Origin of the sequence: Rothia uropygialis (assembly GCF_004137765.1) — a bacterium.
Classification (GTDB): domain Bacteria; phylum Actinomycetota; class Actinomycetes; order Actinomycetales; family Micrococcaceae; genus Rothia.
In genome coordinates this window covers 272,158-296,689 of sequence record NZ_NOIS01000002.1, presented here as the reverse complement: position 1 = coordinate 296,689, position 24,532 = coordinate 272,158, and the positions used below count along the sequence as shown (strand labels likewise).

General features: G+C 61.4%; 19 protein-coding genes. 15 read left to right on the top strand and 4 right to left on the bottom strand.

Annotated elements, in window-relative coordinates:
* Position 1 precedes the first annotated feature (1 nt).
* The 8 genes from carB to EWV35_RS04905 all read left to right on the top strand — a co-directional run bounded on the left by carB (position 2) and on the right by EWV35_RS04905 (position 10,754).
* Positions 2–3,316 carry a carbamoyl-phosphate synthase large subunit gene (carB, locus tag EWV35_RS04940; protein ID WP_129658700.1) on the top strand — a complete coding sequence of 1,105 codons (3,315 nt, stop codon included), beginning with the start codon at positions 2–4 and terminating at the stop codon, positions 3,314–3,316.
* Positions 3,313–4,170, top strand: a complete 858-nt coding sequence (gene pyrF, locus EWV35_RS04935) for an orotidine-5'-phosphate decarboxylase (protein WP_129658698.1) — start codon at positions 3,313–3,315, stop codon at positions 4,168–4,170. The genes carB and pyrF overlap by 4 nt, the downstream gene beginning before the upstream one ends.
* A gap of 335 nt (positions 4,171–4,505) precedes the next feature.
* Positions 4,506–4,820, top strand: coding sequence for an integration host factor, actinobacterial type (mihF, locus tag EWV35_RS04930; protein WP_129658696.1), 315 nt, complete (start codon positions 4,506–4,508; stop codon positions 4,818–4,820).
* 4 nt (positions 4,821–4,824) lie between these two features.
* Positions 4,825–5,409, top strand: coding sequence for a guanylate kinase (gmk, locus tag EWV35_RS04925; protein ID WP_238654162.1), 585 nt, complete (start codon positions 4,825–4,827; stop codon positions 5,407–5,409).
* 204 nt (positions 5,410–5,613) lie between these two features.
* Positions 5,614–6,030: a DNA-directed RNA polymerase subunit omega gene (gene rpoZ, locus EWV35_RS04920; RefSeq protein WP_129658692.1), complete on the top strand. Its 417-nt coding sequence runs from the start codon at positions 5,614–5,616 to the stop codon at positions 6,028–6,030.
* Between the two features lie 59 nt (positions 6,031–6,089).
* Positions 6,090–7,382 carry a bifunctional phosphopantothenoylcysteine decarboxylase/phosphopantothenate--cysteine ligase CoaBC gene (coaBC, locus tag EWV35_RS04915; protein ID WP_129658690.1) on the top strand — a complete coding sequence of 431 codons (1,293 nt, stop codon included), beginning with the start codon at positions 6,090–6,092 and terminating at the stop codon, positions 7,380–7,382.
* A 4-nt stretch (positions 7,383–7,386) separates the two neighbouring features.
* Positions 7,387–8,589: a methionine adenosyltransferase gene (gene metK / locus EWV35_RS04910; RefSeq protein WP_129359610.1), complete on the top strand. Its 1,203-nt coding sequence runs from the start codon at positions 7,387–7,389 to the stop codon at positions 8,587–8,589.
* A 2-nt stretch (positions 8,590–8,591) separates the two neighbouring features.
* Positions 8,592–10,754 carry a primosomal protein N' gene (locus EWV35_RS04905; protein WP_165168351.1) on the top strand — a complete coding sequence of 721 codons (2,163 nt, stop codon included), beginning with the start codon at positions 8,592–8,594 and terminating at the stop codon, positions 10,752–10,754.
* An 18-nt stretch (positions 10,755–10,772) separates the two neighbouring features.
* Here EWV35_RS04905 and EWV35_RS04900 read toward each other — a convergent pair whose 3' ends face one another.
* Positions 10,773–11,873: a glycosyltransferase family 4 protein gene (locus EWV35_RS04900; protein ID WP_129659573.1), complete on the bottom strand. Its 1,101-nt coding sequence runs from the start codon at positions 11,871–11,873 to the stop codon at positions 10,773–10,775.
* Between the two features lie 26 nt (positions 11,874–11,899).
* The gene (locus EWV35_RS04895; RefSeq protein WP_129658688.1) at positions 11,900–12,781 is read right to left on the bottom strand and encodes an alpha/beta fold hydrolase; all 882 of its coding nucleotides are present in this window, start codon (positions 12,779–12,781) and stop codon (positions 11,900–11,902) included.
* Positions 12,782–12,999: 218 nt separating this feature from the next.
* On the opposite strand from EWV35_RS04895, the gene leuS reads away from it, so the two are divergent.
* The 5 genes from leuS to holA all read left to right on the top strand — a co-directional run bounded on the left by leuS (position 13,000) and on the right by holA (position 20,221).
* Positions 13,000–15,573: a leucine--tRNA ligase gene (gene leuS / locus EWV35_RS04890; protein ID WP_129658686.1), complete on the top strand. Its 2,574-nt coding sequence runs from the start codon at positions 13,000–13,002 to the stop codon at positions 15,571–15,573.
* Between the two features lie 9 nt (positions 15,574–15,582).
* On the top strand, positions 15,583–16,533 hold the full coding sequence (locus tag EWV35_RS04885) for a DegV family protein (protein WP_129658684.1): 951 nt from the start codon (positions 15,583–15,585) through the stop codon (positions 16,531–16,533).
* Positions 16,534–16,625: 92 nt separating this feature from the next.
* Complete coding sequence (locus tag EWV35_RS04880; RefSeq protein ID WP_129658682.1) at positions 16,626–17,588, top strand: ComEA family DNA-binding protein; 963 nt, start codon at positions 16,626–16,628, stop codon at positions 17,586–17,588.
* Between the two features lie 269 nt (positions 17,589–17,857).
* Positions 17,858–19,168: a ComEC/Rec2 family competence protein gene (locus EWV35_RS04875; protein WP_129658679.1), complete on the top strand. Its 1,311-nt coding sequence runs from the start codon at positions 17,858–17,860 to the stop codon at positions 19,166–19,168.
* Between the two features lie 48 nt (positions 19,169–19,216).
* Positions 19,217–20,221: a DNA polymerase III subunit delta gene (gene holA, locus EWV35_RS04870; protein WP_129658677.1), complete on the top strand. Its 1,005-nt coding sequence runs from the start codon at positions 19,217–19,219 to the stop codon at positions 20,219–20,221.
* 77 nt (positions 20,222–20,298) lie between these two features.
* Here the strand turns inward: holA and rpsT are convergent, their stop codons facing one another.
* Both rpsT and EWV35_RS04860 read right to left on the bottom strand, forming a co-directional pair.
* Positions 20,299–20,562, bottom strand: a complete 264-nt coding sequence (gene rpsT, locus EWV35_RS04865) for a 30S ribosomal protein S20 (RefSeq protein WP_129359619.1) — start codon at positions 20,560–20,562, stop codon at positions 20,299–20,301.
* Between the two features lie 242 nt (positions 20,563–20,804).
* Complete coding sequence (locus EWV35_RS04860; RefSeq protein ID WP_129659570.1) at positions 20,805–21,335, bottom strand: type II toxin-antitoxin system PemK/MazF family toxin; 531 nt, start codon at positions 21,333–21,335, stop codon at positions 20,805–20,807.
* 102 nt (positions 21,336–21,437) lie between these two features.
* Here EWV35_RS04860 and lepA point away from each other — a divergent pair, with 102 nt between their 5' ends.
* A complete protein-coding gene (lepA, locus tag EWV35_RS04855) occupies positions 21,438–23,294 on the top strand; it encodes a translation elongation factor 4 (RefSeq protein ID WP_129658675.1) in 1,857 nt (618 codons plus the stop codon).
* Complete coding sequence (hemW, locus tag EWV35_RS04850) at positions 23,291–24,517, top strand: radical SAM family heme chaperone HemW (protein ID WP_129658673.1); 1,227 nt, start codon at positions 23,291–23,293, stop codon at positions 24,515–24,517. The genes lepA and hemW overlap by 4 nt, the downstream gene beginning before the upstream one ends.
* Positions 24,518–24,532 lie beyond the last annotated feature (15 nt).

Genomic DNA, 24,532 nt, shown 5'->3' with positions numbered 1-24,532 from the left:
TATGCCTCGTCGTCAAGATCTCAAGAGCGTCCTGGTTATCGGCTCGGGCCCCATCGTCATTGGCCAGGCGGCCGAATTCGACTACTCGGGAACCCAGGCCCTGCGAGTGCTCAAGGAAGAGGGGATTCGAGTCATCCTGGTCAACTCGAATCCCGCGACCATCATGACGGATCCGGAATTCGCGGATGCCACTTATATCGAACCGATTACTCCGGACACGATCGAACGCATCATCGACCGTGAGCGTCCCGACGCGATTCTGCCGACCCTGGGCGGCCAGACCGCGTTGAACGCCGCGATCGCTCTCGATGATCGCGGAATCCTGGCCAAGTACGATGTCGAGTTGATCGGCGCGAATATCGCCGCGATCAACCTCGGTGAGGACCGTGAGGCCTTCAAAGGCGTCGTCGAACGGTGTGGCGCGGAATCGGCCAAGTCGATCATCGTCCACTCCATGGACGAGGCCTTGGCCGCGGCGGACAAACTGGGTTACCCGATGGTAGTCCGGCCTTCCTTCACCATGGGCGGGCTCGGCTCGGGCATGGCCTACAACGAGGAAGACCTGCACCGCATTGCGGGGGCCGGTATCCAGTACAGCCCCACGTCCGAGGTCCTCCTCGAGGAGTCGATCCTCGGGTGGAAGGAATACGAGCTCGAGATGATGAGGGACAAGAACGACAACGTCGTTGTCGTCTGTTCCATCGAGAATTTCGATCCGGTAGGCGTTCACACGGGAGACTCGATCACCGTGGCGCCGGCCCTGACACTGACGGACCATGAATACCAAAAGATGCGCGACGTGGCGATCGCTGTGATTCGCGAGGTGGGCGTGGACACGGGTGGTTGTAACATCCAGTTCGCCGTGGACCCGGCAACCGGCCGCGTCGTGGTCATCGAGATGAACCCGCGTGTATCGCGGTCCTCGGCATTGGCGTCGAAGGCCACCGGCTTCCCTATTGCCAAAATCGCCACGAAACTCTCCCTGGGATACACCCTGGACGAGATCCCCAACGACATCACCCGGAAAACGCCGGCTTCCTTCGAGCCAACCCTGGACTACGTCGTCGTCAAGGTTCCGCGATTCGCTTTCGAGAAGTTCCCTGCGGCTGATCCCACGCTGACGACCACCATGAAATCCGTGGGTGAGGCCATGGCTTTGGGACGCAACTTCACCGAAGCATTGCAGAAGGCCATGCGTTCTCTCGAGCAGAAGGGCAGCACGTTCTCCTTCGCCCGGGACGAGCTCGCGCCATCGGAGCTGCGCGAACTCATCGAAGCGACCAAAACCCCGACGACGGAACGTCTCCACCAGGTCCGGCGTGCGCTGGCGGCCGGAGCCTCGATCCAGGACCTGTATGAGGCGACCGGAATCGATCCCTGGTACCTGGATCAGCTTCAGCTCATCAACGAGGTCGCACACCAGGTCCGCGAGGACAAGAACCTGAGCCGAGAAACCCTTGAGCTGGCCAAGCGCCACGGATTCTCCGATGCACAGATCGCAGAACTGGCGGACAGCCGTGAAGACATTGTGCGCGGGGTCCGTCATGCGCTGGGGGTGCGCCCGGTCTTCAAGACCGTGGATACGTGCGCCGCGGAGTTCGAGGCATTTACCCCGTATCATTATTCTTCCTACGACCAGGAGGACGAGGTCGCGCCCCACGAGGGCAAATCGATCATGATTCTGGGGTCCGGGCCCAACCGTATCGGTCAGGGCATCGAATTCGACTATTCGTGTGTCCACGCGTCCATGGTTCTGCGGGAGGCCGGATACGAAACGGTCATGGTCAACTGCAACCCGGAGACTGTCTCGACGGATTACGACGTCTCGACGCGCTTGTACTTCGAACCGTTGACCCTCGAAGACGTCCTCGAGGTCATCGATTCGGAACGCCGTACCGGCGGTCTGATGGGAGTTTTCGTTCAGCTCGGTGGCCAGACGCCTCTCAAGCTCGCGCGCGAGCTCAAGGAAGCAGGGGTCCCGATTCTCGGTACGTCCCCGGAAGCGATCGATTTGGCTGAGGACCGCGGCGAATTCTCGCAGGTTCTCGAACAGGCCGGGCTGACCAGTCCCAAGAACGGAACGGCCTCGACGTTCACCGACGCCAAGGTCATTGCAGATGACATCGGGTACCCGGTTCTGGTCCGCCCTTCGTACGTTCTGGGCGGACGCGGCATGGAGATCGTGTACGACGAGGAAAACCTCGCTCGCTATTTGTCCAACGCGACCGAGGTTTCACCGTCACAGCCTGCCCTGATCGACAAATTCTTGGAAGACGCAATCGAAATCGACGTCGACGCACTCTTCGACGGCAATGATCTGTACATGGGCGGAATCATGGAGCACATCGAGGAAGCCGGCATCCACTCCGGCGACTCGTCCTGCACCTTGCCCCCGATCACGTTGAGCCCTGCCGTCCTGGACCAGGTTCGTCAGGCCACGCTGGGCATTGCCCAAGGCGTCGGCGTGAAGGGCCTGATCAATATCCAGTTCGCGGTCGCTTCGAACGTCCTCTACGTGATCGAGGCGAATCCTCGCGCATCGCGGACAGTTCCGTTTGTCTCCAAGGCCACGGGCGTTCAATTGGCCAAGGCCGCGGCGCTGATCGGCACGGGGGAGACAATTCAGTCCCTCAAGGCGTCGGGGCATTTGCCGAAGCACATGGACGGGGCCAACCTTCCGGAAGAAACCGCGATAGCCGTCAAGGAAGCGGTCCTACCGTTCAACCGGTTCCGTACGCACTCTGGTGCCGCTGTTGACTCCCTGTTGGGGCCCGAAATGCGTTCGACCGGTGAGGTGATGGGCTTGCACAAGTTCTTCGACACCGCATTCGCGAAGGCCCAGGCGGCGGTCGGAAACATCCTTCCGACCGAAGGCCGCGTCTTCGTGACCGTTGCGGATCGAGACAAGCGCGCGGCGATCGTCTACGTCAAGATGCTCAAAGAGCTCGGGTTCGAAATCATCACCACCGGCGGTACGGCCCAGGTCATGCGTCGCAATGGCGTGGATTGCACCGTGGTTCCCAAACTGCGCGACGCGAAGGAAGGCGAACGGACCATCGTCGATATGATCACCGACGGTGAGATCGCCTTGATCTTCAATACACCGTCGGGGGCGGGTTCCGCTCGAGGCGATGGATACGAAATCCGCGCCGCGGCGACTAGCATCGGCTGCCCGCTCATGACTACCATCTCTGAATTCGGCGCGACGATCCAGTCCATCGACGCTCAGCGCCGCCACACGTGGGACGTGATGAGCTTGCAGGACCATGAGGCCACGCTCGCCGCCGCCACGGACGTCGAGGGAGCGAGAGCATGACGGCAAAAGATCGTCCTGCCGGGGATCGGTTGTACCGTGCGATGCGGGACAAGGGTCCGCTCTGTGTCGGGATCGATCCGCACCCCGCGCTTCTTGCCGCGTGGGACCTCCCGGACGACGCCGCCGGATGCGAATCCTTTGCTCTGACGGTCATGGAGGCCGTCGGGGGAGAGGTGGCATCGGTCAAACCGCAGGTTGCATTGTTCGAAAGACACGGGTCGGCCGGTCTGCGAGTCCTGGAACGGGTCGTGGCCGAGGGCAGGGCCTCCGGAACCCAAGTCATCTGTGATGCCAAACGCGGCGACATCGGCTCTACCATGGCCGCTTACGCCGACGCGTGGCTGGGTGGGACATCGCCGTTGGCGGGGGATTCGGTGACCTTGAGCCCTTATCTGGGATTCGGGTCGTTGGTTCCGGCGCTGGATGCTGCGGACGCACATCGACGAGGCACTTTCGTCCTCGCGCTGACCTCCAACCCGGAGGGCGCGGACGTCCAGCACCGAGGCCAGGAAGTATCGGTGGCCAAGTCCATCGTGGCGCAGGCCGCCGAGGAGAATCGACGTCGTGAGGCCGAGTTCGCGGGTCCCTGCGGATTGGTCGTCGGCGCCACGGTCGGGCCGGCACTGGAGACCTTGGGGATTTCGCTCGCGGAATTCAACGGGCTCATCCTGGCTCCGGGGTACGGGGCGCAGGGTGCCACGGAATCCGATTTGGCGAAGGTTTTCGAAGGGGCCACCGACCGGGTCGTCGTGGCTTCTTCCCGGGGAGTGCTCCAGTACGGGCCCGACGCGGACGCCTTGGCCGGTGAGGCCCGACGCTGCAATGAGGCCTTGATGACCGCCTTAGGTCATTAACCAAAGCCGATCTGAACGTGCGGCCTTTATTGCACAACGCAACGGCCCGGGCACAATTGATTGATATCCGTCTATTGTTCCTAGGGTCGAACTTTTACGGACCCATTGGGCGAACGGTCAAGCATGCGGAGGCGCCGAGTTCGCCGGAATACCGAGGATCCGGGGCCAAACTGCAGCTACGTCATCTCAGAGAGCGGATAATCTGGCCAATGTTGAGTCGTGGCGCCTTTTTGATTGGTTTAATAGCCTACTCTGAGGTAATTTTGGGTCCATATCCACGAGGAGTTAATGGGGAACTAGCAATCTAACCTCGTGTGCCCATGAGAGGAGTAACTATGGCTCTGCGCCCTCTGACCGACGAAGAAAGGGCTGCCGCGCGTGAGAAAGCGAGACAGTCACGTCAGATCCGTGCCGACGCGAAGTTGGCCTTGAAGAACCGAGAGATCACCATCAAGGAGTTTCTCGAGAGAGCGGATGCGGATGAGGCTTTGCAACGCATCCGTGTCGAGGATATGTTGAAATCCATCCCGAGCATCGGAGAAATACGCGCGGCGGCAATCATGAGGGAACTCAGGATCGCTCCGAGTCGACGCCTCCGAGGCTTGGGCGCCCATCAGCGCAGAAATCTCATCGAACACCTCGAAGGGTAATCCAGTGACGCAGACCCAGTCCCCGCAATTGACCGTTTTAGCCGGACCGACAGCCGTGGGCAAGGGGACGGTCTCTGCGTACATCAGGGATCACTATCCGGAGGTGTGGCTCTCGGTATCCGCAACCACCAGGGATCCTCGGCCGGGTGAACAAGACGGCGTTCACTACTACTTCGTGTCGGATGAAGAATTCGACTCGATGATTGAAAATCGTCAGATGCTGGAGTGGGCAAAGGTCCACAACAATCACCGGTACGGAACCATGAAGACCATGGTCGAGGATGCCCTGGCGGCCGGCCGCCACGTGCTGCTGGAAATTGATCTGCAAGGCGCGCGCCAGGTACGGAACGCCATGCCGGAAGCCCAGATGATTTTCTTGGCTCCGCCGAGTTGGGAAGAACTGGTCCGCCGACTTCGCACACGCGGCACCGAGACCGATACGGAACAGCACGTTCGTCTCGAAACGGCCAAGGAAGAGCTCGGTGCCGAGCCCGAATTCGACCAGACCGTCATCAATGAGACGGTCGAACAAGCAGCAGGGGAGCTCGTGGAAATCATGGGCATTGCTCGGCGCTCTGCCGAGGTCTAGGCCGCGCGTCCAGTCACGGCCCGAGCCGACGGCCACGTGAGCTGGCGGACAATCGGTCCCCAAAAGTAGATGAGACGTGCTTTCGACCCCTCGCGGTTGTAGCATGGTGTATTAGGTTTGCCCGGTAGGTCATTTACGACGATCGCCGGAAGGACGCCTGGCCGGCTAGGCCGGCGGTTTTTATCAACGTCACGGGAGAATTTCTTGGCACTTTCCGAACATGAAGGCATCATCGACCCCTCGGTGGACTCGCTCCTCAAGAAGGCCGATTCGAAGTATGGCCTGGTCCTTTTCGGTGCCCGTCGTGCGCGCCAGATCAACGCTTACTACTCCCAGCTGCAGGAGGGGCTCTTCGAACACGTGGGCCCGCTCGTTGACACCGCAGTGAATGAGAAGTCCCTCTCCATCGCCATGCGAGAGATCGAAGAAGACCTCCTCGAGTCCCATCCGGTCGAGGGTGGTCGTTACAACGAGAACGGCCAACTGATCCATGATGACGAGCCCGTAGCCGATTTCTTCGGGTCGGATATTTTTGCCAACGATGTCGAGTCCGCCGATACGTTCGTCGCATTCAGCGAGGAGACGACCGAGGAAACCGGTTCGGAAAGCGAATCCGAATAATCTGACGTGCGTCTTCGGAGGCGAAGACATCGCATCGGACGGACCGCTAGACTGGATTCGTGCGAATTATTTTAGGTATAGGTGGAGGCATCGCGGCTTACAAGGCCGCGATGCTTCTGCGTTTGTTGAGCGAAGACGGCCGGGAGGTCGTCGCGATGCCGACTTTGTCTGCCCTCGAATTCGTCGGAGCCCCGACATGGGAGGCGCTGTCGGGACGTCCGGTCCGGACCTCCGTATTCGAGGATGTCGAAGCCGTCAACCACGTCCGGCAAGCCGAAGAAGCCGACCTGATCGTCGTCGCACCGGCAACAGCTGACCTCATGTCGCGAGTTGCGACCGGTCGGGGTGACGATCTGTTGACGGCCACGATTCTGACGGCCACGTGTCCCGTTGTTTTCGCTCCCGCGATGCACACCCAGATGTGGGAGAATCCGGCAACTCGTCGCAACGTGCAATTGTTGCGCGGTTACGGGTACACGGTAATCGACCCCGCGGTAGGTCGGCTCACGGGACGTGACAGCGGAGCCGGTCGACTCCCGGAACCTGAAGAAATCTATCGCCGTTCCCTGAAGGCCTACGATGACGCGAAGGCGAACCGAGCCGGGGCCGTGGACCTCAGCGGAAAGAAGTTCGTGGTCACCGCGGGTGGTACTCGAGAGGCTCTGGACCCTGTTCGTTACCTCGGTAACCGGTCGTCAGGAAAACAAGGGATCGCCATCGCGCAGGCTGCCGCCGACCAAGGTGCCCAAGTGCACCTCATCCTGGCTCACACCGAAGTGCCCGATCCCGAACAAACCGAGAGGTTCGGTATCACTCGAGTCTCCTCCGCCCGGGAACTACAGGTTTCCACGCAGCGGGCCACTATCGAAGACGGGGCCGACGTCCTCGTCATGGCGGCCGCCGTCGCCGATTTTCGCCCACGGGAAACCTCCGGATCCAAGATCAAGAAAGATCCGGACCGTGACGACGCCCCGGCGTTGGAGCTCGTGCGCAATCCGGACATTCTCAAGGACTTGGTCCGGGCCAAGAAAGAAGGCCAACATCATGCCCTCTTGGTCGGGTTCGCGGCTGAGACCGGCTCGGCCGATCAGAGCGTTGCCGAACTCGGACGGGCAAAGTTGGCGTCCAAAGGGTGCGATGTGCTCGTCGTCAACGAAGTAGGGACCGACCTCGTCTTCGGCAAGGACGAGACCGCGGCAACCATTCTTGTCCGCGGCGAAGATCCCGACCCCGAGGAGGCCGAGGTCAGGGGGACGAAATCGGACCTTGCACGACGCCTTGTGACGCGGGTGGCGTCACACTTCAACATTCCGCCAGAGCAGGCCCAAGCCGCGAACAAACTAGTAGAGTAGCCGCGTGACTTCCAACGATAATCAGCATCTCCGTCTCTTCACCTCAGAGTCCGTAACTGAGGGGCATCCCGACAAAATCTGCGACCAGATTTCCGACTCGATCCTTGATGCTCTACTGACCGACGATCCGGCGGCGAATGTAGCTGTGGAGACCATGGTGACCACAGGGCAGGTCATGGTTGCCGGCGAGGTGACCACCACCGCTTACGTCGAGATCCCCAAGATCGTGCGAGACACCATTCTGGAGATCGGGTACGACTCGTCGACGCGTGGATTCGACGGGGATTTCTGCGGAGTCTCCGTATCGATCGGCGAGCAGTCACCGGACATCAACTCGGGCGTGTACACATCGTTGGAGCAGCGCACCGGAGTCGCCGAAGATGCTCTGGATCTTCAGGGCGCCGGCGACCAAGGGCTCATGTTCGGTTATGCGACCAACGAGACGAAAGCTCTGATGCCCGCGCCGATCTGGATCGCGCACCGTCTGTCCGAGCGGCTCACCAAGGTCCGCAAGGACGGGGTTCTGCCCGGTCTTCGCCCGGACGGCAAAACCCAGGTCACGCTGGGTTATGACGGTCATACGCCCGTATCCGTGGATACGGTTGTGCTCTCGACCCAGCACGGCGAGAAGTACTCCCTGGACAGCCTCAAGGATGAGGTCCAAAGGTTCGTCATCGACCCCGTTCTCGAAGATCTCGACCTGGACACCAGCACGGCAGATTTCATCATCAACCCGGCGGGTCAGTTCGTTCAGGGCGGGCCCGTGGGCGACGCCGGATTGACCGGACGCAAGATCATCGTGGACACGTACGGGGGAATGTCGCGCCACGGCGGGGGTGCGTTTTCCGGCAAGGACCCGTCCAAGGTGGACCGGTCTGCGGCTTATGCAATGCGCTGGATCGCCAAGAACGTGGTCGCGGCGGGGTTGGCGGACCGCGTCGAGGTCCAAGTCGCCTACGCCATCGGTCGGGCGCGTCCCGTCGGCTTGTACGTCGAGACCTTCGGAACCCATCACGAGGACCCGGTCCGGATCGAGAAAGCCATCAATGAGGTCTTCGACTTGCGGCCTCTGGCCATCATCAACGACTTGGACCTGCGTCGCCCAATCTACGCCAAAACCGCAGCACACGGTCACTTCGGCCGTGACGAGCCTGAGTTCACATGGGAAAGGACCGACCGCGTCGATGCTCTGAGGTCTGCCCTGTAAATATGGAAGACCATCCGGAGGGAGTCCTTCCGGGGCTGGAAGGATGGGAACAAGACACGAGAGCCAATGCTCGAGAAATGGGCGGAGTCATTCTGGCCACGGATCGGCCCGTGGCCCGCGTTGCGATCGATACTCGCGTGCCGCACCTGGACAGACTCTTTGACTATTCGGTGCCGTCCCACCTGAGCGACACGGCCCAGCCCGGCACTCGTGTACGCATCAAGTTCCACGGACGCGAGACCGTGGCCTGGCTTATCGAGAGGTGCCAGCAGAGCGAATCTCATGTTTCTCTCCAGCCTCTCCGCGAGGTCGTCTCCCCGGTCCGCGCGCTGGCCCCAGAGATGTGGGAACTCATTCAGGCTGTCGCGAGCCGGTACGCAGGACTGAACTCGGATGTTTTGCGCCTGGCTGTGCCTCCCCGTGCAGTCAGACCCGAGAAGAAGTTCGAACGGGATGTTTTGGGGATCGAACCGCAGAAGAAGACCTCCCACGGCAACGACGAGCAGAAACCGGATACACAGGTCTGCGTTCCTGCACAGATCCCCGGACCCGCCTGGGGGACGGAAGACGACGACGAGACCGGCCAGGGATGGGCCCTGTACGCCGGCGGGACCCGGATGCTGCAGCAGCTTGCCGAGCCTTCGGGCGATCCGGTTCGACGAGTCGTCGCCGTAGCACCTTCCGCATCCCATGACTGGGCCGCGCTGACGGCCCGGGCATGCGCGGCCACTCTGTCCTCGGGGAAACGCGCCGTCGTCGTCGTACCGGACAATCCCGCGCTGGACCGGTTGGAGAGTGCACTGAATCGGCTCGTGGACGCGGACAAGATCGCTCGCCTGAGCAACGGTTCCGGGCTCATGGCCCGGTACAGCTCATTCCTCAAGGCCCTTTCCGGCCAGGCCTGGGTGGTTATCGGCACTAGGTCGGCGGCATTCGCACCGGTTCCGGACCTCGGCCTTCTCGCCTGCTTCGACGATGGGGACGAGAACCTCGTCGAGCGTCAGGCCCCCTACTGCAACGCGCGAGACGTACTGCTTCTGCGCGCACAGCTCCAGGAATGCTCGGCGATCTTCCTGGGCTACGCGGTCACGCCGGAGGGCGAGCGCCTGGTGCAGACGCGGTGGGCTCTACCCGTGGCGCCGAAGCGCGACGATCTCAGGTCGCACTCGCCGTTGATTCGGGCGACCTCGGATTCTTTCACACGAGAGCGGGATCCCATGGCGGCACTCGCCAGAATCCCTCACCTCGCGTATCAGGTCGCCCGGGAAGCGCTGAGCCACGGCCCTGTGCTCATTCAGGTGGCTCGTACCGGATACGCCCCGTCGCTGGCTTGCCAAAGGTGCAGGGCCTCCGCGCGCTGCCCGCATTGCATGGGTCCGCTGAGCCTGGACAAGGATTCACGTTCTCAGGCGGTGTGCCGGTGGTGCCACCGAGGCGTCTCCGAGTGGAGTTGTTCCGAATGCGGACACGGTCGATGGCGGCTGACCACGGTGGGGGCTCTGCGCACGGCAGAAGAACTGGGCCGTGCTTTCCCACAGGTGCCGGTGGTGAATTCGAGCGGAGAAAACGTCAAGGATTCGGTCAGCGACCAGCCGGCTCTGGTCGTGGCAACCCCGGGAGCCGAACCTCGCGCCGTCGGGGGGTACAGGGCCGCTCTCCTTCTGGACGGCGACCGAATGCTGGCCCGTGATTCACTTCGGGTCTCCGAACAAGTGCTCAGACGCTGGATGAACGCGTGTTCGTTGGTGACCTCTCGGGACAATGGCGGCCAAGTGATCTGCACGGCCGAGGACTCTGCGGCACTTGCGGCGTTGGTCAGGTGGGACCCTGCGGGATTTGCCGCTCGCGAGTTGGCGGAGCGCCACGAGCTCGGTCTTCCCCCTGCTGTCCGTACGGCCGCTATTACGGGTCCACGGATCGCGGTCGAAGAATTCGTCCGGGCACTTGATTTGCCGACCGTGGGTACGCCCCCGGCCCTGCGTCTCATCGACCCTGTTCCGACGAGCGACGACGACGAGGACGACGAATACCGGGCCATTATTTTCATGGCATACGGGATCGCCTCGCGGGTCACGGAACTGCTGAGGGGCACAAGGGCGGCATTCTCGGCGTCCCGCAAATACGAATCTGTCCAAATCCGTTGCGACGCCCTCGACGTATTCTGATAGCTTCCGGAACGCCCGTTACTGGTGCTTCAGGTTCATCGCGAGATCGACGAGACGGCGGGCGGAGATATTCCAGCTGTATCGGGCGGCATCCTCCAGGGAACCGGCAACGGCCGCACGATAGGTCTCGGGATCCTCGAGCGCACGAACCGACTCGGCGAACTCGTGTTCTTTCGAAAAGTCGATGTGGTGCGCGTTGGGCGCGATTTCCCGAAAAATGGGAATGTCCGAGACGATGCGGGCTGTACCTTCTGCGGCCGCTTCGGCCACCGGTAGCCCGTACCCTTCGGCCGAGCTCGCCGTCACGAGTGCGGTACATGTGGTGAGCATCTCCGAATATTCCTCATCGGAAACACCGTCGTGGAAAATGACGCGTGATCCCTTGGGGACCAGGTTCTCGAGTTCGACCCGCCGCCGGGGATCATAGCGGGACAAGAGGTGGAGCTCGTAGTCGGGAAGGAGCTCCATGCCCCGGATCAGAAGGTCCACACCCTTGTAGGGCATCGCCGAGCCCATGTAGAGCAGGGTCTTGCGTCGCTTCCGAATACCGGCGACCGCCTGCTGGACCGACGGCCGCACGCCTTCTGGCGGCGCATTCGGTATGACGGTTACCGGTTTTCTCGTCAGCGCGTGTTCCACGATGAGTCGGGCCGTCGTCTCACTGACGGTCGCGACGGCGTCGGCTCTATTGAGAAGCAGCCGCTGTGGGACATATGACCGGTGGAAGAGGCGCCATCCCCATCGTACCGGCGCAGGAAGGAACGCCGGTGGCTCCGGGTGGTCGTAGTAGATCAGGTCGTGCAGCGTCAGGATCAAACGGTATTTGCGGCCCCAGGAACCCATGGTCTGCATGGGGGAGAACACGACGTCCGGACGGTACCGGTTGACGGCCAGAGCACTGAGCGGCTCGAGAGGACCGGTCGGGGAGAAGCCCCTCACATGGGGCAGGTCAGGCAGCTGAGTCAAGGTCGACTCGTCGCTGACGAGCATGGCCACGTGCAGACCGGGGTATTCATTGGATTCGGCGCAGCGAGCAAGGCTGTGCAGAAGGCTCGCCGTGTAACGACTGATCCCGTCGTGGGTCGACCGAACGTAGCGGGCATCGACGAGCAGTTTCACGTCGGTTTCTTCCCCGGAATCCTGGTTCATCTGCTGAATTCCTTCGCGTTCTCGGTTCGACCGTCGTGAGCACCGACGGGTTTGAGTTCTTCGGCGAATCCGTCGATCATTGCGGCGGCCCTGCGTGGAGTCTCGTAGTGGATCAGATGCCCGACGTCGGGTATCACGTCAAGACGGGCGTCACCGAACAGGTCCGCGAGTTTCTCCTGGCCCGGAATCGAACCCAGGTCATCCTTCTCGGCTGCTACGAGCAACGTCGGTACGGTTACGTCGGGGGCCGAGTCCAGGACCGTGTCCCGGATCGAGGACTCATAGGCCTCGAGGACGACCGCACGGGAAGCGAAGCTGCCGAAGTACGCATCGTGCTGCCCGTTGATGAAACGACGGAGCGTGCGGTCAGGGGTTTTCATCATGAGGATCGAAGAAACACGAGTTACCACGGAAGAACGCACCAGTGCGTTGCCGAGCGGTTCGGGCAGCGCGGTGCACACCCGATAAAAGAGCGAGGCCGCGAGGGACGGTATCTTGGCCGACGAGTCCAAAGCTGGCTCGCAGATGGGGTTGATCAGAGCGAGGCCCATGACGCGGGGGAGACCCAAGGCCGCAACCTTGGCGGCAATCACGGAGCCGAAAGAATGCCCCACGAGGATCACCGGTCGATCGCCCCAGCGCGTGAGAAGATCGGCCACCGCGAGCGCGTAGGCCCCGGCAGTATGTCTCTGGCTCGTGAGAGCTTCCGATCTGCCAAATCCGGGCAAATCGGGGACCACGACATCCCACCGCGCGGACAGCGCTTCCGCAATCAGCGCGAGCCCGTGGTGGTCTCCCCGGAAACCATGCACGAGGACCAGAACGGGGTCGAATCGTCGTTGTTCCTGATCAACCCGAGAATAGGTCCAATAGCGCATCCGGGCGCCGTCATGATGAAAGCTGTCCTCCCGCGGAAACCGGCCCCCAGCCGGCGCCTCCTCGAAAACCGACGTGGAGGATATTGTCTGGGAACGGCGCACAATGGGCTCCTGGGGGTTGAAAAGGATAACCTCGGGTGAGGTTCGGGCAACCGATCTTCACCTTACAAGCGAATCAGGTCTCGACGCGCCAACGCGTTAGACTGAATGCATCCCTGATGAGATGTCCTAACGGGGGCGCGCCCTGGCCACGGACTGACACCACTCACAAGCGCAAAGGAAACACTGTGCCGCAAACGGTTGGAGAGAATCCCTCACGAGACGCCGCCGAGGAGAAATCCTACGATTTCGCCTCGATGGAGGCCACGTGGGCGGACTACTGGGAGCGTGAGAATGTCTTCGCTCCGCTCGACGACGGTTCTAAAGAGCGCAAATACGTTTTGGACATGTTCCCGTACCCGTCTGGTGACCTTCACATGGGTCACGCGGAAGCCTTCGCGATGGGCGACGTCGTCACGCGCTACTGGATGCAGAAAGGCTATGACGTTCTCCACCCCATCGGGTGGGACTCCTTCGGGCTGCCCGCGGAGAATGCGGCGATCAAGAACAACACGCATCCCGCGGAGTGGACCTACAAGAACATCGAAACCCAGGCCGCGTCGTTCAAGAGGTACGGAATTGCCGTGGACTGGTCCCGGCGCCTGCACACCTCGGATCCCGAGTACTACCGCTGGACGCAGTGGCTTTTCGAACAGTTCTACAGCAAGGGCCTGGCGTACCGGAAGGACTCTCCCGTCAATTGGTGCCCCAAGGACCAAACCGTGTTGGCCAATGAACAAGTCATCAACGGCGCGTGCGAACGATGCGGAACCCAGGTCACCAAGAAGTCCCTCAACCAGTGGTACTTCAAGATCACCGAGTACGCGCAGGAGCTCCTGGACGACATGGAGCAGTTGGAGGGCAACTGGCCGGATCGTGTCCTGGCCATGCAACGCAACTGGATTGGACGCTCGGAAGGCGCTCAGGTGCGTTTTTCGGTCAAATCCTCCGGCGACAAGCCCGCCGACGAGCTCTCAGTTTTCACCACGCGTCCGGACACCCTCTATGGCAACACATTCTTCGTTGTGGCCGCGGATTCCCAACTCGCTTTGGATCTGGTCACCGAGGAGCACGCATCGGCTCTGAATGCATACCGTGAAGAAGTCAAGTCTTTCTCCGACATCGAGCGTCAGTCGAGCGATCGTCCGAAAACTGGCGTGTTCATCGGCCGGTACGCGATCAATCCGTTGACTCGTGAGGAACTTCCGATCTGGGCATCGGATTATGTCCTCGCCGATTACGGCACCGGTGCCATCATGGCCGTGCCGGCACATGATCAGCGGGACCTCGACTTCGCACGTACCTTCGACCTCCCGGTACGGGTCGTCGTGGAGACGGGCGAAGCCGACCCGAACGAGACAGGACAAGCCACCGGAGGCAGCGGAACCCTTGTCAACTCGGGTCCTTTGGACGGCCTGTCGAAGGAAGACGCGATTTCGCACGCGATCGAATTGCTCGAAGCAGAGGGAGACGGCGAAGGCCAGACGATCTTCCGCCTCCGTGATTGGCTCTTGTCACGTCAGCGGTTCTGGGGCGCCCCGATCCCGATCATTCACTGCCCGGCATGCGGTGAAGTCCCCGTTCCCGAAGACCAGTTGCCGGTACGTCTGCCGTCGGATCTCAAGGGCGAAGACCTTGCACCCAAAGGTCAGTCGCCTCTGGCGGCCGCGACCGATTGGGTCAATGTCGAGTGCCCGAACTGTTCCGGACCCGCCCAGCGGGACACCGACACGATGGACACTTTCGTGGATTCCTCGTGGTACTTCTTACGCTTCGCCTCGCCGAACCTTGATACGGCGGCTTTCGACCCCGAAGAGCTCCGCAAGTGGGAGCCTGTGGACCAGTACGTGGGCGGTGTCGAACACGCAATTCTGCACTTGTTGTATTCGCGGTTCTTCGTCAAGGTGATCCGGGACCTCGGGTATTTGGACTACGACGAGCCGTTCCGGGCACTGCTGAACCAAGGGCAGGTGCTCAACCAGGGCAAAGCCATGTCCAAGTCCTTGGGCAACGGCGTCGACTTAGGCGAACAGCTCAACGAATACGGCGTCGACGCGGTCCGCACCACCATGGTTTTCGCCTCTCCGCCGGAGGACGACGTCGACTGGGCAGACGTATCACCCGGTGGCGCGGGCAAATTCTTGGCCCGTGCGTGGCGACTGGGACAGGATGTCTCTGCAACCACACACGACGTTGCTCCTGGGGACGACGCTCTCCGACGAGTAACTCATAAAATAATTCACGATGCCGAACAGGCTTTGGAATCGCACAAATTCAATGTCGTCGTCGCCAAGACCATGGAATTGGTCAACGCGACTCGCAAGGCGATCGATTCCGGTCCCGGAGCTTCGGACCCGGCGGTTGTCGAAGCGACCGAAGCAGTTGCTGTGCTGCTATCCCTGTACGCCCCGTATACCGCGGAAGATTTGTGGCACCAACTCGGTCATGAGAATCCTGTGCTGACCGCAGGGTGGCCGGAGGTCGATCCCGCGCTGCTCGTCGAGGACACCGTGACCGCGATAGTCCAGATCAAGGGCAAGGTGCGTGCGCGCCTCGAGGTGTCCAAGGACATCACTGCGGATGCGCTCGAGGAGCTCGCGCTCGGAGACGAGGCGGTCAAGAAGCACCTGGCCGACGCACCGATTCGCAAGGTCATCGTTCGGCAGCCGAAACTCGTCAACATCGTGGTCTAAGGTTTTACCATGACGTCAGGACGCGAGCGCCGCACCCGAGTTGCCGTTGTCACGGATTCGGCGGCGGGGCTCGCCCCTTGCGTGACCAAGGAATGGGTCCAGGCCGGAGGTTTCGCCTGCATTTCATTGCCCTTGATGATCGGCGACCAGATCTACACGGACAACGACGATCCCGGTGTCCAAGAGCGATTGGTCGTTGCGACGGCCGAAGGCCGAAGAATGACGACGTCGCGGCCTTCACCTGGTGCTTTCGCCTCTGTTTACGAGAGCCTCGCGACCCAAGGGTACGAACATATCGTCTCGGTTCATCTCTCTGCCGAGTTGTCCGGAACCGTCGACTCCGCACGGGCCAGCGCCCGGCAAGCCTCCGTTCCCGTATCGGTGATCGATTCTCGAAGTGCGGCGATGGGCCAAGGGTTCGCGGTCGCGGCGGCCCGAGATGCGGCGAGGGCCGGGGCCGGTCCGGCCGAAGTCGAGAAGGCGGCTCTTCACGCTTGCGAAATTGCGCACATGCTTTTCTACGTCCCGAATCTCGATGCGCTGGCCAAAAGCGGGAGAATACCCAAAAGTCTGGCCGTCGTCGGACAAATGTTCCAGATACGACCTATCGCGACCATTGCCGACGGCAAGCTCAAGTACTTGGAACGTCCGCGCCAAGAAGCGGCGGCCATCAAGCGGATGGTTGAGCTGGTCCTGGACGAGGCGGAGCGAACCATAGCCGAGGACACACGGATTTCGGGTCGCCCTACTGGGCGGGCCGTCGTCGCGATCCAGGATTTCTATGGCCGGCCTCTGGCCGAGCTGCTTTCCGAAAGGGTCCGGACCCGGTTCGGAGAGGCAGCTCAGGTGATGCGCTCGACCGTGCCCCCGGTTCTGGCGGTCCACGCGGGGCTCGGGCCCGTATGCGCCGTGAGCGTTCCCTCCAGCCTGGTCCCGGGGCTCTCGCCCACAGGGCGGTAAATTTCCCGCTCACGGTGGGGCCTTCCACAGTCCCCGCGTTTCCAACGTGGTGAGCCGAAGGCAGACGTACTCTCAGTCCGTACGATGTGCGCATGCAACACCATAAAGGGGCCAGAAAGCGGAACACATATGATGAAGGCGGCACCGTTCTTCGACGTCGAACGCTCACGGCACGCCGTATAGGCTCTCCTGAAGCTCGGGAAAGACTCAACGCGATGATCGCTCGATCATGTGATCGTCGAACCGCCGAGGGAGAGCCCGCTGAGGATGAGGCCGGCTCGTCTACTGTGGGCCCGGAGGTTGCCGAAGCGGAGGCAGCGGGCGCGCACCATGTTGCGCGGACGCGGTTTTCTCCTTCGCCGCGAGCTCTCGCAGGTGCCTTCGTCCTGGTGGCTCTGGGAATTCTGGTTGCGTTGCTCGTCTTTCCCCGTGCCGGGGCACCTGGTCAGGTTTCGGTCATGGTTTCGGGAACGGCATCTCCTCTTGACCCGGACCGGATTTCCGCCGCCGACGCGGATGGTCAGTTGTCCAAAGGGCAGGCTGCCGAGCGCGACGGCGGTGACAGCGCAGGCTCGGTCACGGTTCATGTGGTGGGTGCCGTTGCCCGGCCCGGTCTGGTCCGCGTGCCTGAGGGATCCCTGACCAATGACGCTGTCCAAGCCGCGGGCGGGCCTGCACCGGATGCGGCCCTTGATTCTCTGAATCTCGCGGAGCCGGTCCGTACCGGACAGCAGATCAAGGTCTTGTCACATGACGAGGCGGAACATCTGGCGAGCGGCACCGAGAGGGGATCCGATTCGGAGGCTTCTTCGGGCGGCCCCGGGGCGAATGGCTCCGCCGCGAAAAGTGGTCCGACCGCATCGGGGAAGATCGACCTGAACCGAGCAACCGTCAACGATCTGCAGACGCTGCCCAAGGTAGGGCCTAAGCTCGCCCAGCGGATTGTGGATTGGCGGAGCGAACACGGACCGTTCCGTTCCACATCCGATCTCGACGCGGTGCCGGGTATAGGTCCGGCGCTGATGCAGGCCTTGGAACCGCTGGTGACCGTGTGAAGACGGGCCCGCATCTGGATTTTCGGTTGCTTCCGGCAGCCATTGGGGCATGGGCAACGGCCCTCTGGGCGGAGAGCCATCATCCGGTCCACGCCACGTGCAGCGTGGCGGTCTTGTGCGCCGGTTTGGTTTCCGGAGCGGGTGCCCTTGTGCGCGAGAGAGGACATCGTGGGCCCGCGGGCCGGGTGTCTGCGGTTCTAGCCGGAACATGCAGCGTCTGCCTGGCCGCGGGCGCGGTCCTCTGGTTCGCTGTTCCTTCGTCTCAGGATATGATCCGAACTTTGAGAGAAGCCGCCGACCGCGATCTCGTAGTCCGGTGCGTCGTCATCCCGGTTTCCGAGGAACGGTTCGTGGAGACGAGTTTCTCGACGAGTCGTGTGAACGAAGCGAACCTTGTGGCCGTAGAGGGACAGAACGCAGTGGTGCACGGATTGGAAAAGGTCACGGTGTTCAGACCCGTGACGGGTCGGGATTCTGAGAAAGAAAACCGTAGCTTCGGAACGTCGCCGTCCGCCCAGGGCGTGATCGCTCGAATAAACATGGCGGAAGACGGCCGATTCCGGCTCCGCATTCTTGCCGAGGATGGACTGATACGTGGCGACTCTCCCGTGGACCATTCACCCAAAGGGTGGGCTGGTCGGTTGCGGAAGGCAATGTCGGACCGTACCGAGAGGCTACTGGCTTCCGACGCCGCCGCACTGACCACAGGTATGTCTTATGGGGACGATGCGGGTCTTTCAGAAGGGTCTCGGCAGGCGCTCAGAACCGCCGGACTGACTCATCTCACGGCCGTGTCCGGTTCGAATGTGGGTCTCGTTTTCATGATCGGTGTTCACACTGTCCGCTGGACCAAGTCTCCACGGTGTCTCACGATTCTTGCGGGTATCGGCGCCGTGTGGGGATACGTGAGCCTTGTGGGGATGGACCCCTCGATTCTTCGGGCCGCCTCGATGGGAATCATCGGAGGGACCGCGATGATCCTGGGTAGAGCGGGCACAGCCGGTTCAGCATTGTGGGCCACCATCGTGGGGCTGTTGTGCGCTGATCACCAGATGGCCACGAACGTCGGATTTGTGCTCTCCGTTCTCGCAACCGCTGGAATTCTCGTCCAAGGTCCGCCGTTGTGCCGTGTGTTTGCCGGGTTCTTGCCTCGTCTAATTGCAGACCTCGCGGCCATGACGGTTGTCGCTACTCTGTGGTGCGCGCCCATTCTGGTGTGTTTATCCGGATACTGGAGCATCTACACCGTGGTCGCGAATCTCGCCGTGGCTCCTGTTGTCCCCGCAACCACCTTGTGCGGAATTCTGGCGACTAGCCTGCCCATGGTCCCCGGTTTGGCCGACTGTCTCGTGACGTGCGCCGGGGTGGGGGCCTGCTGGATCGACATCGTAGCCAGGACGATCTCCTCCTGGCCGGTTTCCCGAATCCAAATCGGATCCGGCCTGTTCGCGATAGCCGCATCCGCTGCATTGAGTGTCTTTTGCGTCATCCTGACCTTTCGCCTGGATCCGGCCGGGGGAACTAGTATGGAGGATGACCTGGGGGAGGTTCGCGCGCTTGCTTGTGAATCGACCTCGTGACTTTTCACCACCCGCATTGCACCACCGTTCGCCTCATGGAGAAACCCTGTGCCCCCACGTAGATCAGCCCGCGATTCCTCGGGCGGCCCGAATTGGCGCGAAGTCGAGCCCGCGCCTGTCGTCCTGCTCTATGGGCCCGAAGAGTACTTCGCGTCCCAGGCGAGGCGGCGGCTCGTGGCGGCGGTACGCGAAGGCCGCGGCGAGGTTGAGGTCCACGAGCTTTCCGGGAAGGACTACACCCCCGGTTCTCTGGCCATGGCCACGAGTCCTTCGCTCTTCGGAGACGCTCGTGTCGTCGTGGTCAGCGAACTCGAGAAGATGAACGACGAGTTCCTCGCCGAGGCTATCCCGTACGTCGAGTCTCCTGACCCGGAGTCAGTCGTGATTCTCCACCACGGGGGAGGCAACCGCGGGAAGAGATTGATCGACGCTGTGAGGAAGTCTCGAGCTCCCGTGGTCGAGTGCAAACCCCTCAAAACGGACCGGGACAAGACGGATTTCGTGTACCAGACTTTCCGGGCCGATCAGCGTCGCATCGAGCCCGATGCGGCCCGCATGCTCATTGCCGCGGCCGGCAGCGATGTCTCCGAGCTCGCCGCGGCCAGCCACCAACTGATAGCGGACGGGCCTGCTACCGTCACGGATCAAGTCGTGGAGAAATACTACGGCGGACGAGTTGAGGTGACTGCTTTCAAGGTCGCGGATGCCGCGGTCAGCGGCAACAGCGGTTTCGCCCTTCGGTCCCTGAGACAGGCGCTGGATTCGGGAGTCGACCCGGTCCCTTTGGTCGGAGCCATTGCCGCTCGTGTCCGGCACATAGCGCAGGTCCACGGCCGGAGGGAAACCCCGAATACCCTGGCCAAATCGCTGGGACTGGCCCCGTGGCAGATCGAACAAGCACAACGCGACTCACGGCGGTTCAGTTCGGAAGCACTGAGCCAAGTGATCAGGAGCCTCGCCGCAGCGGATGCCCAAGTCAAGGGTGAGGCCCAAGATCCGGTTTATGCCTTGGAACGGGCGGTCCTGGCGCTGTCCACGGCAGGCTCCAGGTAGGGCGAAGCGCCTGGTCGGAGAAAACGAAAGGCCCCTCCGAATGGAGGGGCCTTTCGACTCACTTCTCTAGCTGCAGACTAAGACAGAGCGTTGACACGCTTGCTGAGACTCGACTTCTTGTTAGCAGCGTTGTTCTTGTGAAGAACTCCCTTGCTAACAGCCTTGTCGAACTTTTTGCCGACGAAGCGAAGAGCTTCTTGAGCCTCTTCCTTGTTGCCGGCTTCAACAGCAGCATTGACTTTGCGGACGGCGGTACGCAACTCCGACTTGTAAGCGTTGTTGCGTAGGCGCGCCTTCTCGTTAGTCAGGATGCGCTTCTTCTGAGACTTGATGTTAGCCACGTAAAAACTTTCTGTTTTGTCTAATAGGTCAGTGAGGGCAAACGAGCCGGATCTTGACTGAGCGGCGTGGGGATACCTATGGCAATCCGGCCCGCAGTGCCCGATGACCATCGGACACACAACTATCGAGTTTATCAGAGCCGAATGACTCGGGCCAGGGTGGACACGCAATGAGCTGGACCACGCAGCATCTGCCGCGGCAGTCGAGCACAAAGTACATGCCGGAATCCCGGAAACGCGTTCTACGGGCGGGAATTCACCGCGGAGACCACCAGATCGAACGTCCGACGGTCCAGGGAAGCCCCCTCGCGTCGCACATTGTCCGGATCCACCCTGATGATGCGGTCGAGTTTGATCTCCGACGGGCGTGATTGTGGATCCCACGGTCCGGAACCGATGTCCACGTATCGGTCATCGTGCTCGTGGGTGTTGTTGTGGTCTTTGCTGGTCAGCATCAACCCCAAGAGGTCCTCTCCATCGCGGCCCACCAGAAGAACCGGACGGTCTTTGCCTTTTGAATAGTCTTCTTCGAACGGGACCCAGGTCCAGACTATTTCCCCGGGATCCGGGCGGCCATTCGGATTCGGCGCGTAGTCAGCTCTTAAGCGACCGCGATAGTCTCCCTTGTAGCCCGACGCATCGCGTGAGGCCCGGTTCCCTGTAGCGGGACCTGATGGCGTTCTGTTTGAAGCATTCTGCGCTTTTCGAACCTGGCGAAAGACACGCCTCGTCAGCCGGAAAATGCGGTTGATCGTGTACCCGTCGACATTCATGTCCTCCAGCTTAGGCGAGAACTTCGCGCCCCACGCGAAAACGTGGGAAACTTGGTCATTGACCGGCACACGTGTGCGTACACCCAGGAAAGGAAGTCTTCCGTGGCACCTCAGGCGAGTCAGGCCCCACGGCCCGCCGCAACCGATCCGAGCATCCTTCGGAACTTTTGCATCATCGCCCACATCGACCACGGCAAGTCGACTCTCGCTGACCGTATGCTCCAGGCGACTGGGGTCGTCACGCCTCGTCAGATGAAGGCCCAGTACCTGGACAGAATGGACATCGAGCGCGAACGCGGAATTACCATCAAGTCCCAGGCCGTCCGAATGCCCTGGGAACTGGACGGGTCGTCCTACGCGCTCAACATGATCGATACGCCCGGACACGTCGACTTCACCTACGAGGTTTCTCGCTCCCTGGCAGCGTGCGAAGGCGCATTGCTCCTGGTGGACGCGGCCCAGGGGATCGAGGCCCAAACATTGGCCAACCTTTACCTGGCCATGGAAAACGATCTAGCGATCATTCCGGTCCTGAACAAAATCGACTTGCCCGCAGCGCAGCCTGACAAATATGCCGAGGAAATCGCGAACCTCATCGGTGGCCAGCCCGAGGACGTCCTGAGGGTCTCTGGCAAAACCGGAGAAGGCGTTGAGGATCTTCTGGACAGAATTGTCCGGGAGATCCCGGCTCCTCAGGGGGATCCGGAGGCTCCGGCACGTGCCATGATCTTTGACTCCGTGTACGACTCGTACAGGGGAGTTGTCACCTACGTGCGCGTCGTCGATGGCAAGCTCGCACCGCGCCAACGCATTGCCATGATGTCGACGGGCGCCGAACACGAACTCCTGGAAATCGGCGTGATATCTCCCGAACCGAAGCCGACCGAAGGCCTCGGGGTCGGGGAGGTCGGTTACCTCATCACGGGAGTCAAGGACGTTCGCCAGTCACGCGTCGGGGATACCGTCACGGATGGCCGGAAACCCGCACAAGAATCACTCGGTGGGTACGAAGATCCCAAACCGATGGTCTTCTCGGGGTTGTTTCCCATCGACGGATCGGACTACCCCGTACTCCGTGACGCGCTGGACAAGCTCAAACTCAACGACGCCGCCCTCGTTTACGAGCCGGAGACGTCGGCCGCCCTGGGATTCGGTTTCCGTTGCGGGTTCCTCGGGCTTCTCCACCTGGAAATCATTCGTGAACGCTTGGAACGAGAGTTCAACCTTGACCTGATCTCCACGGCACCCAACGTCATCTACGACGTCGTCGCGGAGGACGGTTCCTACCTGCGCGTCACGAGCCCCAGCGAATTCCCCGAAGGGAAACTGGAGACCATCGCGGAACCCATGGTCGCGATCACGATCATCTCGCCGAGCGAATTCGTCGGCGCCATCATGGAATTGTGTCAATCCAGACGCGGCCAGATCGGCGGAATGGACTATCTGTCGCAGGAACGTGTGGAGCTGCGCTACCGATTGCCACTCGCCGAAATCGTGTTCGACTTCTTCGACCACCTCAAGTCCCGGACCCGTGGCTACGCTTCCCTGGACTGGAAGTTGGACGGTCAGCAGGAATCGGACCTGGTGAAGGTGGACATTCTTCTCCAAGGCGAGCGTGTTGACGCCTTCTCGGCGATTACGCACCGGGACAAGGCCTATTCCTACGGCGTGTCCATGGCCTCGAAGCTTAAGGAACTCATTCCCAGGCAACAGTTCGAGGTTCCGATTCAGGCGGCCATCGGATCGCGCATCATTGCCCGAGAAAACATCCGAGCCATCCGCAAGGACGTTTTGTCCAAGTGCTACGGCGGCGACATTTCCCGCAAACGGAAATTGCTGGAAAAGCAGAAGGAGGGCAAGAAACGCATGAAGACGATCGGTCGTGTGGAAGTGCCCCAAGAAGCCTTCGTCGCAGCTCTCAGCTCCTCCGACGAGGCCAAGGACAAACCGAAAAAGTGAGTCCTGCTCAGCCAACCGGCGATCCGGCCCCTCGCGACGGCCTCCTGCCGCCGTCCGTCCTGCGGCAAGCCGAAGGACGGACGTTGAGCCTCTATGTCCACGTGCCGTACTGTTCCGTTCGCTGTGGATACTGCGATTTCAATACCTACGCCAAAGAAGACTTCGGCGAGGGCGTGGGCCGTCTGACGTATGCGCAAGATGCCCTGCGAGAGCTGTATTTTGCTCGCGAGGTTTTGCAGGCCTCGGGGGTGAAGCAGCGCCCTCTTCACTCCGTATTTTTCGGTGGGGGCACCCCGACGCGTATTCCGACCGACGACCTGGTTGAGATCCTCCGAACTGCCGTCGAAACGTTTGGCTTGGCGCCCGGAGCCGAAGTCACTACGGAAGCGAATCCGGATTCGGTCGAGCGGGAAGACCTCGTTGCCCTCAAGCAAGCGGGTTTCACACGAGTTTCCTTCGGGATGCAGTCCGCGGTTCCACGGGTTCTCGGGATCCTGGACCGAACCCATGAGCCGTCCAACGTGCCCATAGTGGTTCGGTGGGCGCGGGAAATCGGTTTGGAAGTATCCGTGGATCTGATCTCCGGCGCCCCCGGGGAGACACTCGAGGAGTGGCGGACTTCCGTCGAGGCCGCGATCAGCTATGAACCGGACCACATTTCCGCTTATTCCCTGATCGTTGAGCCGGGCACCAAGTTGGCGGCGCAGATCGCGAGAGGCGTCTACACGGCGGTCGACGACGACCAGCAAGCAGATATGTATCTCCTGGCCAGCAGTTTATTCGAGGAAGCCGGATACGGTTGGTACGAAGTGTCGAACTGGTCTCGATCCGTCGAAACACGGTCCAGCCACAATCTGGCTTACTGGCGCAATCAGGACTGGTGGGGGATCGGCCCGGGAGCGCATTCCCACGTCAACGGGACGCGCTGGTGGAATGTGAAACATCCGCTGCCTTACGCGCAACGAGTGCGAGCCCAAGATTCACCGGCGGCGGCTCGGGAGATCCTCGACGAGGACACTCGCTATATGGAAAATGTGATGCTGGCGGCCAGAATCCGCGACGGTTTGCCGTTGTCGAGTCTGAGGACTGACGGTCGTGAACGAACCTCGTGGCTGGCAGATCAAGGACTCATCGACCAGGCAGCCCTCGACGGCGGCACCGTACTTCTGACGCTCCAAGGACGTCTTCTGGGCGACGCGGTCGTGCGTGATCTGACGGCCTGAGACTTGTCGGTGGCG